This is a genomic window from Enterobacter cloacae complex sp. S3, from assembly GCF_014930495.1.
Lineage (GTDB): Bacteria > Pseudomonadota > Gammaproteobacteria > Enterobacterales > Enterobacteriaceae > Enterobacter > Enterobacter asburiae_B.
Genome location: NZ_JADBRD010000033.1, coordinates 47,706 through 60,544, shown reverse-complemented (window position 1 = coordinate 60,544; position 12,839 = coordinate 47,706). Strand labels below are relative to the sequence as shown.

The window sequence follows — 12,839 nt, the reverse complement described above, 5'->3', positions numbered from 1 at the left end:
CATTACAGCTTGGTGTTAACATTATCTAAACGTAACACTTGACAAGCCTGTGAGGAAAAGCGTATTTGCGCACGCGGCCAGAACACTTATTCGACAATCGTCTAATCCCTTACAAGACAATGGGAAGAGAGGATCTCAGAGTCATATTATCGGCAGAAAGTTCCGCTTTATAAGCGAAAACCTCTACCCCCTGCTTTTGTGCCTCATGCAACAATTGCGCGTATTTAGGATCAATATGGCGGGCAGGGGAGAAACGTTCAATGGCTGAATGCAACACCGCAAACAGCAATACGGCGCGTTTGCCCGCCGCCGCAACACTCATTAGCTCTCGCAGATGCTTCTGGCCACGCAGCGTTACCGCATCCGGGAAGTAGCCATTTTCCTGTTCCGCTAACGTCACTGATTTTACTTCAATATAGCACTCGGGCCTGTCTTCCGCCTGTAACATGAAGTCAATTCTGCTGCCTTCATCGCCATATTTCACTTCACTTTTATGCGTGCCATATCCCACCAGTTCGGGAATGGCGCCAAGGGTCAGCGCTTCCTTAACCAGCTGATTTGCGCGCTGGGTATTAACGCAAATAAATGCCCCGTTTTGGGTTTCGGTCACTTCCCAGGTATGGGCATATTTGCGTTTACTATTTTCTGAAGTGGAATACCAGACCCTGTCACCCGGCGTCGCACACCCCGTCATGGCGCCGGTATTGGGGCAGTGCAGGGTGAGCTGAACCCCTTCGGGGGTGATCACGTCGGCGAGGAAGCGTTTGTATCGCTGGATAAGCGTAGCGTGCTGCAGGGGAGGACTAAACTTCATCAGAATTCCTTTCAGTATTGCCCAGCGTCCAGCGCTGTAGCGGCGTATAGCGGGTGCGTCCCTGTGCAAAGACGGATTCGTAAAGCGCGAATGCGTTGACCGGAAAGGCCCAGTGAAAACCCGGCGGCGGGATGGCAACGGCCTGACCGGCATCGCGCAGCAGCGTGATATGTGGATGAAACGGCTGTGGGCTCTGATAACAGCCGCTGCGCGCCGCCTGGGCGCGCAGCATATTCGCCAGCTGCAATAAGCCGCGCGGCGGCTGGCGCGTTCCCAGCCAGACCACGCGCGAACGCGGCCACTGGCCCGCGTCGTCGAGGTGCAGCGTAAATTCCGGCTGGGCAATACGCCCGGCCATTGCGGCTAACGCCCGCTGTTTTTCGGCACTGACGTCGCCCAAAAAGGCCAGCGTCAGGTGCAGGTTGGCCGCCGCGACAGGGCGGCCCGCTTCCGGCGAAAAGCAATCGGCGCGCCAGCGAACAATTTGACGCTGTATGGTGGTGGGCAATTCAATGGCAAAAAACAGCCGTTTCGACTCAGGCATACGGAGGACTCGGTAATGATATGCGCCGATGCTACAATGTACGCCGACTAATGTTAACCCTCTGGAGCTGTTAGTGTCCTCATTGCCGGTCGCCGTCATTCTTCCTGAGCTTCTCGCTGCCTTACGCCATGCCCCGCAGGTTTTGCTGAATGCCCCTACGGGCGCGGGCAAGTCCACCTGGCTGCCGCTGCAGATTCTGAAAGACGGAAATATCCGCGGGAAAATTATCCTGCTGGAGCCGCGCAGGCTGGCCGCGCGCAACGTGGCTCAGCGTCTGGCGGAGCTGCTGAATGAAAAACCGGGCGAAACGGTAGGTTACAGGATGCGTGCCGAGACCTGCGTTGGCCCGACCACGCGTCTTGAAGTTGTCACCGAGGGTATTCTCACCCGCATGCTGCAAAACGATCCGGAGCTGAACGGCGTCGGGCTGGTAATCCTCGATGAATTCCACGAGCGCAGCCTGCAGGCGGATCTGGCCCTCGCGCTGTTGCTGGACGTGCAGCAGGGGCTACGCGACGATCTCCGGCTGCTTATTATGTCGGCCACGCTGGATAACGAGCGGCTACGACAGGCATTACCCGATGCGCCGGTCATCAGCTCGGAAGGGCGGGCGTTTCCGGTTGAACGCCGCTATCAGCCGCTTCCCTCCCACCAGCGTTTTGACGAGGCCGTCGCCATTGCCACGGCTGAGCTGCTGCGCCAGGAAGCCGGTTCCCTGCTGCTGTTTTTGCCCGGCGTGGGCGAAATTCAGCGCGTGCAGGAGCAGCTTTCTACCCGCGTAGGCGCCGACGTGCTGCTTTGCCCGCTCTACGGCGCGTTGTCGCTGCAGGATCAGCGTAAAGCGATTGTTCCCGCACCGGCGGGGCAGCGCAAGGTGGTGCTGGCAACCAACATTGCTGAAACCAGTTTGACCATTGAAGGGATTCGCCTGGTGGTGGATAGCGCGCAGGAGAGAGTGGCAAGCTTTGACCCTCGTACCGGGCTGACTAAACTCCTGACGCAGCGCATCAGCCAGGCGTCGATGGTGCAGCGCGCGGGCCGTGCGGGGCGTCTTGAGCCGGGCATCTGCCTGCATTTGACCAGCGCGGAGCAGGCTGAACGCGCTGCACAGCAAAGCACGCCGGAAATTTTACAAAGCGATTTGTCTGGCCTGGTGATGGATCTGCTCCAGTGGGGCTGTCCGAACCCTGAGCAGCTCACCTGGCTTAATCCTCCGCCTGTCGTAAACCTCACCGCTGCGCGCACGTTGCTGACGCAGCTTGGCGCGCTGGAAGGCGAGCGTCTGACGGCGCGCGGCCAGAAAATGGCGGCGCTGGGCAACGATCCGCGTCTGGCCGCGATGCTGGTGGCCGCGCAAGGGGATGATGAAATTGCCACGGCGGCAAAACTGGCGGCTATTCTTGAGGAGCCGCCTCGCGGTGGCAGCAGCGATCTGGGGCAGGCGTTTTCGCGCAGCCAGGGGAACTGGCAGCAGCGGGCGCAGCAGCTGGGCAAACGCCTGAATAGCCGGGGAGGTGCGCCTGACAGCGATAAGATTGCCTTCCTGCTGGCCCAGGCTTTCCCGGACAGGATCGCGCGTCGGCGCGGGCTGGATGGTCGCTACCAGCTGGCAAACGGCATGGGAGCGATGCTGGATAGCGATGATGCGCTGACGCGTCACGAATGGCTGATCGCCCCGCTGTTGCTGCAGGGCAGCCATTCTCCGGATGCGCGTATCCTGCTGGCGATAGCCGTAGATATTGACGCCCTGACGCGTGCCTGTCCGCAGCTGCTTCAGCAATCTGATACCGTGGAATGGGATGACGCCCAGGGCACGCTGAAGGCCTTTCGTCGCAGCCAGATTGGCAAGTTGACGCTTGGGACGAAGCCGCTGGCGAAGCCGTCGGAAGACGAGCTTCATCAGGCGATGCTGAACGGAATTCGGGAAAAAGGGCTGAGCGCCCTGAACTGGACGCCGGAAGCGGAGCAGTACCGCATTCGTCTGCACTGCGCCGCGAAGTGGCTACCGGAATACGGTTGGCCTGCGGTGGATGACGAGACGCTGCTCGCTACGCTTGAGCGCTGGCTACTGCCGCAAATGAGCGGCGTACACTCTCTGCGAGCCCTTAAGGCGCTTGATGTTAAGACCGCGTTACAGAATTTACTGGACTGGTCATTACGTCAACGTCTGGATAGTGAACTGCCAGGGCATTACACTGTGCCGACCGGAAGCCGGATTGCCGTCCGTTATCATGAGGATAATCCGCCGGCGCTGGCGGTTCGGATGCAGGAGATGTTTGGTGAAGCCACCACGCCGTCCATTGCGGAAGGGCGTGTGCCGTTAGTGCTTGAGCTGCTGTCGCCTGCGCATCGTCCATTACAAATCACCCGAGATTTGGGAGCGTTCTGGGCGGGAAGCTACCGTGAAGTGCAGAAAGAGATGAAGGGGCGATATCCCAAACATGTCTGGCCGGACGATCCGGCGAATACGGCGCCGACGCGGCGAACGAAGAAATATTCGTAGGTTAGGTGAAAGAGGGAGTGCGGCCTGATGCCCTCACCCCGGCCCTCTCCCACGGGGAGAGGGAGAAAACACTAAAGACTTTCCTGACAGGAAAGTCTTGCTGTTTATTTTGAGAGATTTCTTCTTTCACAGGCCTGTGAAAGAAAAGAAAATCTGGCCTTTGCGCCTGAAAGTTGCGGAGAAAAAGCATGGCGGGGAATGACCGCGAGCCAATAGGACGTAAGGGAAAACCAACGCGTCCGGCGAAAGAAAAGGTAAGCCGTCGTCGCCTCAGAGATGAGGACTATGACGATGACTATGAAGACGATTATGAGGATGAAGAACCGATGCCGCGTAATGGAAAAGGCAAAGGGCGTAAGCCTCGGGGCAAGCGCGGCTGGTTCTGGCTGCTGCTGAAGCTGTTTATTGTTTTTGTTGTCCTGATGGCGATTTACGGCGTGTATCTGGATCAGAAGATCCGTAGCCGTATCGACGGTAAAGTCTGGCAGCTCCCTGCGGCAGTGTATGGCCGTATGGTGAACCTTGAGCCAGATATGTCCATCACCAAGAACGAGATGGTTAAACTGCTGGAAGCCACCCAGTATCGTCAGGTATCAAAAATGACGCGGCCTGGCGAATTTACCGTGCAGTCCAACAGCATTGAGATGATTCGTCGTCCGTTTGATTTCCCGGACAGCAAAGAGGGGCAGGTGCGCGCGCGTCTGACCTTTGACGGCGATCGTCTGGACACCATCGAGAACATGGATAACAACCGTCAGTTCGGTTTCTTCCGTCTCGATCCGCGTCTGATCACCATGCTTTCGTCAGCAAACGGCGAGCAGCGCCTGTTCGTGGCGCGTAACGGCTTCCCGGATCTGCTGGTAGATACCCTGCTGGCAACCGAAGACCGTCACTTCTACGAGCACGATGGCATCAGCCTCTACTCGATTGGCCGTGCGGTACTGGCTAACCTGACTGCCGGTCGTACCGTGCAGGGAGCGAGTACGCTGACCCAGCAGCTGGTGAAAAACCTGTTCCTCTCCAGCGAACGCTCTTACTGGCGTAAAGCGAACGAAGCCTACATGGCCGTGCTGATGGATGCGCGCTACAGCAAGGATCGTATCCTTGAGCTGTACATGAACGAGGTGTACCTCGGTCAGAGCGGCGATAACGAAATCCGCGGCTTCCCGCTGGCGAGCCTGTACTACTTTGGCCGTCCGGTGGAAGAGCTGAGCCTGGACCAGCAGGCGCTGCTGGTGGGCATGGTGAAAGGGGCGTCCATTTATAACCCGTGGCGTAACCCGAAACTGGCGCTGGAGCGTCGTAACCTCGTTCTGCGTCTGCTGCAACAGCAGCAGGTGATTGACCAGGAGCTGTACGACATGCTGAGCGCGCGTCCACTCGGCGTTCAGCCGCGCGGCGGCGTGATTTCGCCTCAGCCTGCGTTTATGCAGCTGGTGCGTCAGGAGCTGCAAAGCAAGCTCGGCGATAAGGTCAAAGATCTCTCCGGCGTGAAGATCTTCACCACCTTTGACTCCGTGGCGCAGGATGCGGCCGAAAAAGCGGCGGTGGAAGGCATTCCGGCGCTGAAGAAACAGCGTAAGCTCTCCGATCTTGAAACCGCGATGGTGGTGGTTGACCGTAACACCGGCGAAGTGCGCGCGATGGTGGGCGGGGCCGAGCCGCAGTTTGCAGGCTACAACCGTGCGATGCAGGCGCGTCGCTCAATCGGCTCTCTGGCAAAACCGGCAACCTACCTCACAGCCCTGAGCCAGCCAAATCAGTATCGCCTGAATACCTGGATTGCGGATGCGCCGATCTCCCTGCGCCAGCCTAACGGCCAGGTCTGGTCACCGCAGAACGATGATAAACAGTTCAGCGGCCAGGTCATGCTGGTGGATGCGTTGACCCGTTCCATGAACGTGCCAACGGTGAACCTGGGCATGTCGCTGGGACTGCCGGCGATTGTCGATACCTGGCAAAAACTGGGCGTGGCGAAAGATCAGCTGCATCCGGTGCCGGCGATGATCCTCGGTGCGCTTAACCTGACGCCGATCGAAGTGGCGCAGGCGTTCCAGACCATTGCCAGCGGGGGCAACCGCGCGCCGCTGTCTGCCCTGCGCTCAGTGATTGCCGAAGATGGTTCCGTGCTTTATCAGAGCTTCCCGCAGGCGGAGCGTGCCGTTCCTGCTCAGGCCGCCTATATGACGCTGTGGACGATGCAGCAGGTCGTGCAGCGCGGTACCGGGCGCCAGCTGGGCGCGAAGTATCCGGGTCTGCATCTGGCGGGTAAAACCGGGACCACCAACAACAACGTCGATACCTGGTTCGCCGGTATTGATGGCCGTGAAGTGGTGATCACCTGGGTAGGCCGCGACAACAACCAGCCGACCAAACTGTACGGGGCGAGCGGGGCGATGTCGATTTACCAGCGCTATCTGGCAAATCAGTCTCCTGTGCCGCTGAATCTGGTTGCGCCGGAAGATATCGTCGATATGGGCGTTGACAGCTCCGGTAACTTCGTCTGCGGCGGCGGGATGCGTACGCTGCCTGTCTGGACCGCAAACCCGGACTCGCTGTGCCAGCAAAGCCAGCCAGAACAGCCAACGGGTAACCCGTTCGACCAGTCTTCTCAGCCACAGCAGCCGCAGCAGCAACAGCCGCAGCAGCAGAATGAGAAGAAAGACAGCGACGGTGTCGCGGGCTGGATTAAAGACATGTTCGGCGGTAACTAAGCTTTTAAAGCCCTCTTCCCTGGAAGGGGGCTTTTTTTACCCGCAAACCTCATTTCGTTAACCCTCGCTTTAACTCTGATTAACCCTTCGTTTTCTCTTGATGATTTCTTAAACCCTTAATTCTCATAGGGCCGCTTACTGCTTGCTATGCAACCAGCGTTTCGCATATTATTCTGGCGCTCATAATAATAATTCTCGTTTACGTTATCATTCACTTTCACATCAGAGATTCAACATGGCGCTTTCCAATACTGCTCAGCCAATGAACACGTCGCTGCGTAAGCTCGCGGTCGTCGTCGCCACAGCGGTTGCCGGCATGTCTGCTTATGCTCACGCGGCCGAAACCCCGAAAAAAGAAGAAACCATTACGGTTACCGCAGCACCTGCGGCACAGGAAAGTGCCTGGGGGCCTGCTGCGACCATCGCCGCACGGCAATCCGCGACCGGAACCAAAACGGATACCCCTATTCAAAAGGTTCCGCAGTCTATTTCTGTGGTCACGGCCGAAGAGATGGCGCTGCATCAGCCGCGCTCGGTGAAAGAAGCCCTGAGCTACACGCCGGGCGTTGCGGTAGGCACGCGCGGCGCGTCTAACACCTATGACTATTTGATCATTCGCGGCTTCGCGGCCGATGGCCAGACGCAGAATAACTACCTCGACGGCATGAAAATGCAGGGGAACTTCTATAACGACGCGGTGATTGATCCTTATATGCTGGAGCGCGCCGAGATCATGCGCGGTCCGGTTTCCGTTCTGTACGGCAAAAGCAGCCCGGGCGGTTTGCTGAACATGGTCAGTAAGCGCCCAACAACCGAGCCGCTGAAAGAGATCCAGTTCAAAGTCGGCACGGATAGCCTGTTCCAGACCGGGTTTGACTTTAGCGATGCGATCGACGACGACGGCGTTTACTCTTATCGCTTAACGGGCGTTGCGCGTTCTAATAACGCTCAGCAGGAGCGTGCGGAAGAGCAGCGTTACGCCATCGCGCCATCGTTCTCCTGGCGTCCGGATGATAAAACCACCTTCACGTTCCTCTCCTACTTCCAGAACGAGCCTGAAACGGGCTACTACGGCTGGCTGCCAAAAGAGGGAACGGTGGAGCCGCTGCCGAATGGGGATCGTCTGCCGACGAACTTCAACGAAGGCGCGAAGAACAATACCTATTCCCGTAACCAGAAAATGGTGGGATATAGCTTCGACCACGAGTTCAACGATACCTTTACCGTGCGTCAGAACCTGCGCTTTGCCGAGAACAAAACCTCGCAAAACAGCGTATACGGCTATGGCGTCTGTACCGATCCGGCAAACAGCGGCAACAAACAGTGCGCCGCGCTAGCGCCATCGGACAAAGGCCATTATCTGGCGCGTAAATACGTTGTCGATAATGAAAAGCTGCAGAACTTTACCGTTGATACCCAGCTGCAGAGCAAATTCTCAACCGGCGAGGTGGACCACGTCCTGCTGACCGGCGTTGACTTTATGCGCATGCGGAATGACATCAACTCCTGGTTCGGTTACGACGACTCTGTTCCGCTGCTGGATCTCTACAACCCGGTGAACAGCGATTTTGATTTCGGCTCAAAAGATCCCGCGACCTCCGGCCCATATCAGATCCTCAACCGTCAAAAACAGACGGGTCTGTACGTTCAGGATCAGGCGCAGTGGGATAAAGTGCTGGTAACCCTGGGCGGCCGTTATGACTGGGCCGATCAGGAATCCTACAACCGCGTGACGAACACCACCTCCAAACGTGATGATACCCAGTTCACCTGGCGCGGTGGCGTTAACTATCTGTTTGATAACGGCGTAACTCCGTACTTTAGCTACAGCGAATCGTTTGAACCGGCTTCGCAGACCGATGCCCAGGGCAAGCTGTTCTCGCCGTCTAAAGGCAAACAGTACGAAGCGGGCGTGAAATACGTGCCGAACGATCGTCCGATCGTCGTCACCGGTGCGTTGTACCAGCTGACCAAAACCAACAACCTGATGGCGGACCCGGCGGGCTCCTTCTTCTCGGTTCAGGGCGGTGAAATCCGCGCGCGTGGCGTAGAACTGGAAGCGAAAGCGGCCCTCTCTGCGAGCGTCAACCTGGTGGGTTCTTATACCTATACCGATGCGGAATACACCACGGACACCACCTACAAAGGCAACACGCCTGCTCAGGTGCCAAAACACATGGCATCGTTGTGGGGCGATTACACCCTGTTTGACGGTGCGCTGTCAGGTCTGACGCTGGGTACCGGCGTGCGTTACACGGGCTCAAGCTATGGCGATCCGGCGAACTCCTTCAAGGTGGGCAGCTACACCGTTGTCGATGCGCTGGTCAGATACGATCTGGCACGCGTTGGCATGGCGGGCTCAAACGTGGCGCTGCACGTGAACAACCTGTTCGATCGTGAGTACGTTGCCAGCTGCTTCAATACCTACGGCTGCTTCTGGGGTGCTGAACGTCAGGTTGTTGCCACCGCGACCTTCCGCTTCTAATCTCTCTTCGGGCACGGTTCGCCGTGCCCTTTTTATTTAAGTTGGCTGATATGCAGGATATTCAAACGCAACCCGACACCACCTTTACGCTCAACCATCTCTCCTTTCGCGTACCCGGGCGCACGCTGCTGCATCCGCTCTCTCTGACGTTCCCTGCCGGTAAAGTGACGGGCCTGATTGGTCACAACGGTTCCGGTAAATCCACGCTTCTCAAGATGCTGGGGCGCCATCAGCCGCCTTCAGAAGGCGATATTCTGCTGGATGACCAACCGCTGGAGAGCTGGAGCAGTAAAGCCTTTGCCCGCAAAGTGGCCTATCTGCCGCAGCAGCTGCCGCAGGCGGAAGGGATGACGGTGCGCGAGCTGGTGGCGATTGGGCGTTATCCGTGGCACGGTGCGCTTGGGCGCTTCGGCGTCGCCGACAGAGAGAAGGTGGAAGAGGCGATTGCGCTGGTCGGGCTAAAACCGCTGGCGCACCGTCTGGTGGATAGCCTGTCCGGCGGCGAACGTCAGCGCGCGTGGATCGCGATGCTGGTGGCGCAGGACAGCCGCTGTCTGCTGCTGGATGAACCGACCTCTGCGCTGGATATCGCCCATCAGGTCGACGTCCTGGCGCTGGTGCATCGCCTGAGCCAGCAGCGTGGCCTGACGGTCATCGCGGTTCTGCACGATATCAACATGGCCGCGCGCTATTGTGACTACCTCGTCGCGCTGCGCGGGGGCGAGATGATTGCCCAGGGGACACCGGCAGAGCTGATGCGCAGCGAAACGCTGGAACATATTTACGGTATTCCGATGGGTATTCTGCCTCACCCGGCCGGGGCTGCACCGGTGAGCTTTGTCTACTGATGCTGAATAACACACGCATTAGCCGCCGTCGCCTGCTGACGGCGATGGCGCTCTCGCCGCTGCTGTTAAAAATGAATACGGCGCGTGCCGCCGCCGTCGATCCGCACCGTATTGTGGCCCTGGAGTGGCTGCCGGTCGAACTGATGATGGCGCTCGGCGTCACGCCCTATGGCGTGGCGGACATTCCTAACTATAACCTCTGGGTGAACGAGCCAAAGCTGCCGGACTCGGTGATCGACGTCGGCCTGCGTACGGAGCCAAACCTCGAGCTGCTCACCCAGATGAAACCCTCGTTCCTGTTCTGGTCCGCGGGCTACGGCCCGTCAGAGGAGACCATGGCGCGCATTGCGCCGGGACGTGGATTTGCTTTCAGCGACGGTAAAAAACCGCTGGCCGTGGCGAAAAACTCGATTAACGAGATGGCGCATTTCCTCAACCGCGAAGCGGAGGCCAAAAAGCATCTCGACGAATTTGATGCCCTGATAGACTCCCTGAAGCCGCGCTTTGCTCACCGGGGCGATCGTCCGCTGCTCATGGTGACGCTGCTGGATGCCCGCCATATGCTGGTCTTCGGTAAAAACTGTCTGTTCCAGGAGGTGCTGGACAGCTTCGGCATTCGCAACGCCTGGGAAGGGGAGATGACCTTCTGGGGCAGTACCGCCGTGGGTATCGACCGCCTGGCGGCGTTTCGCGATGTGGACGTGCTCTGTTTCGACCACGGTAATGAACGCGACATGCAAACCCTGATGGCGACCCCGCTCTGGCAGGCGATGCCGTTTGTACGCGAGAAGCGCTTCCAGCGCGCCCCGGCAGTCTGGTTCTACGGCGCGACGCTGTCGGCCATGCATTTTGCCCGCGTGCTGGATAACGCCCTGGGAGGTAAAGCATGAGTACGCGTATCGCCCGCTTCCCGGCGCTGCTGTTATCCCTGCTTTTTCTGGTTGCGCTGGTATTAACCGGCTTCAATCTCTCCGCGGCCTTACCGCGCGCGCAGTGGGGGGCCGCTCTGGCCTCGCCGGGTATCGACAATATTCAGCAGATGCTGTTCCACTACAGCCTGCTGCCGCGTCTGGCGATCTCCCTTTTGGTCGGGGCCGGCTTAGGGCTGGTGGGCGTGCTGTTCCAGCAGGTTTTACGTAACCCGCTGGCAGAGCCAACCACGCTCGGCGTCGCGACCGGCGCGCAGCTTGGGATCACCATCACCACGCTGTGGGCGCTGCCGGGAGCGTTAACCTCGCAGTTTGCGGCACTCGCGGGGGCGTGCGTGGTGGGCGCGCTGGTCTTTGGCGTGGCCTGGGGCAAGCGCCTTTCTCCTGTGACGCTTATTCTGGCCGGGCTGGTGGTGAGCCTGTACTGCGGGGCGATTAACCAGCTGCTGGTGCTGTTCCATCACGATCGGCTGCAAAGCATGTTCCTGTGGAGTACCGGCACGCTCACCCAGACCGACTGGAGCGTTGTAGAGCACCTCTGGCCGCAGCTGGCTGGCGGCGTCGTGCTGACGCTGCTGCTCCTGCGCCCTCTGACGCTCATGGGGCTGGATGATGGCGTGGCGCGTAACCTGGGGCTGGCGCTGTCGCTGGCTCGTCTGGCGGCGCTGACGCTGGCGATTGTATTGAGTGCCCTGCTGGTCAACGCGGTCGGCATCATCGGATTTATCGGCCTGTTTGCGCCGCTGCTGGCGAAAATGCTCGGGGCGCGTCGCCTGCTGGCGCGTCTGATGCTGGCGCCGCTGATTGGGGCGCTGATCCTCTGGCTTTCCGATCAGCTTATTCTCTGGCTGGCGCAGGTCTGGAGGGAAGTGTCCACCGGCTCTGTGACCGCGCTTATCGGGGCGCCGCTGCTGCTGTGGCTGCTGCCGCGCCTGCGCAGCATGAGCGCACCGGCGATGGACGCCGGCGATAAAGTCTACGCTGAACGTCAGTCGGTGCTGTGGTTTAGCCTTGCCGGTCTGGCGGTGCTGATTATCGCCTCGTTCGCGGCGCTCTCATTCGGACGCGATGCCATGGGCTGGCACTGGGCAACGGGTGATTTACTCAATGAACTGGTGCAGTGGCGCTGGCCGCGTATCTTCTCCGCGCTGATCGCAGGGGTGATGCTGGCGGTGGCGGGGTGCATTATTCAGCGTCTGACCGGCAACCCGATGGCAAGCCCTGAAGTGCTCGGGATCAGCTCTGGCGCCGCCTTTGGCGTGGTGCTGATGCTGTTCTTTGTGCCGGGGAATGCGTTTGGCTGGCTGATGCCTGCTGGCAGTATCGGCGCGGCAGTCACGCTGATGATTATCCTGATTGCCGCCGGTCGCGGCGGATTTTCGCCGCACCGCATGCTGCTGGCCGGGATGGCGCTCAGCACCGCATTTACCATGCTGCTGATGATGCTGCAGGCCAGCGGCGATCCGCGTATGGCGAAGATCCTGACCTGGATTTCCGGCTCGACGTACAACGCCACCGGCAGCCAGGTGGTCTGGTCCGGGATCGTGATGCTCGTGCTGCTGGCGATGGTGCCGCTGTGCCGCCGCTGGATGACCATTCTGCCGCTTGGCGGCGAAACCGCGCGCGCGGTGGGAATGGCGCTGACGCCAGCGCGCGTGGCCCTGCTGCTGCTGGCGGCGTGCCTGACGGCTGTGGCAACCCTGACGATTGGACCGCTGAGTTTTGTCGGATTAATGGCGCCGCACATTGCCAGAATGATGGGATTCCGCCGGACGATGCCGCATATCGTCATGTCGGCCCTGACGGGCGGGGTGATGCTGGTGTTCGCGGACTGGTGCGGAAGAATGGTGCTGTTCCCGTATCAGATCCCGGCGGGTCTGCTGTCGACCTTTATCGGTGCGCCGTACTTTATTTATCTGTTGAGAAAGCAGAGTCGGTAGTCAGGTGCGGCCTGTTGCCCTCACCCCGACCCTCTCCCACGGGGAGAGGGAGAACATCGTAG

General features: G+C 59.3%; 8 protein-coding genes. 6 read left to right on the top strand and 2 right to left on the bottom strand.

Going from position 1 to position 12,839, the window contains the following annotated elements:
* Positions 1-109 precede the first annotated feature (109 nt).
* Positions 110-814 (bottom strand): DNA/RNA nuclease SfsA, encoded by a 705-nt coding sequence (gene sfsA / locus IM317_RS18930; protein WP_033144658.1) that lies wholly within the window; start codon positions 812-814, stop codon positions 110-112.
* A complete protein-coding gene (thpR, locus tag IM317_RS18925) occupies positions 804-1,358 on the bottom strand; it encodes an RNA 2',3'-cyclic phosphodiesterase (protein ID WP_033144659.1) in 555 nt (184 codons plus the stop codon). The genes sfsA and thpR overlap by 11 nt, the downstream gene beginning before the upstream one ends.
* Positions 1,359-1,431: 73 nt before the next feature.
* Here thpR and hrpB point away from each other — a divergent pair, with 73 nt between their 5' ends.
* The 6 genes from hrpB to fhuB all read left to right on the top strand — a co-directional run bounded on the left by hrpB (position 1,432) and on the right by fhuB (position 12,777).
* Positions 1,432-3,861 carry an ATP-dependent helicase HrpB gene (gene hrpB / locus IM317_RS18920; protein ID WP_033144660.1) on the top strand — a complete coding sequence of 810 codons (2,430 nt, stop codon included), beginning with the start codon at positions 1,432-1,434 and terminating at the stop codon, positions 3,859-3,861.
* Positions 3,862-4,049: 188 nt separating this feature from the next.
* Positions 4,050-6,575, top strand: coding sequence for a bifunctional glycosyl transferase/transpeptidase (gene mrcB, locus IM317_RS18915; protein WP_033144661.1), 2,526 nt, complete (start codon positions 4,050-4,052; stop codon positions 6,573-6,575).
* A 235-nt stretch (positions 6,576-6,810) separates the two neighbouring features.
* Positions 6,811-9,060 carry a ferrichrome porin FhuA gene (fhuA, locus tag IM317_RS18910; RefSeq protein WP_033144662.1) on the top strand — a complete coding sequence of 750 codons (2,250 nt, stop codon included), beginning with the start codon at positions 6,811-6,813 and terminating at the stop codon, positions 9,058-9,060.
* Between the two features lie 50 nt (positions 9,061-9,110).
* A complete protein-coding gene (fhuC, locus tag IM317_RS18905; RefSeq protein ID WP_033144663.1) occupies positions 9,111-9,908 on the top strand; it encodes a Fe3+-hydroxamate ABC transporter ATP-binding protein FhuC in 798 nt (265 codons plus the stop codon).
* The gene (fhuD, locus tag IM317_RS18900; protein WP_033144664.1) at positions 9,908-10,798 is read left to right on the top strand and encodes a Fe(3+)-hydroxamate ABC transporter substrate-binding protein FhuD; all 891 of its coding nucleotides are present in this window, start codon (positions 9,908-9,910) and stop codon (positions 10,796-10,798) included. The genes fhuC and fhuD overlap by 1 nt, the downstream gene beginning before the upstream one ends.
* Complete coding sequence (gene fhuB, locus IM317_RS18895; protein WP_033144665.1) at positions 10,795-12,777, top strand: Fe(3+)-hydroxamate ABC transporter permease FhuB; 1,983 nt, start codon at positions 10,795-10,797, stop codon at positions 12,775-12,777. The genes fhuD and fhuB overlap by 4 nt, the downstream gene beginning before the upstream one ends.
* The last annotated feature ends 62 nt before the right edge of the window (positions 12,778-12,839 follow it).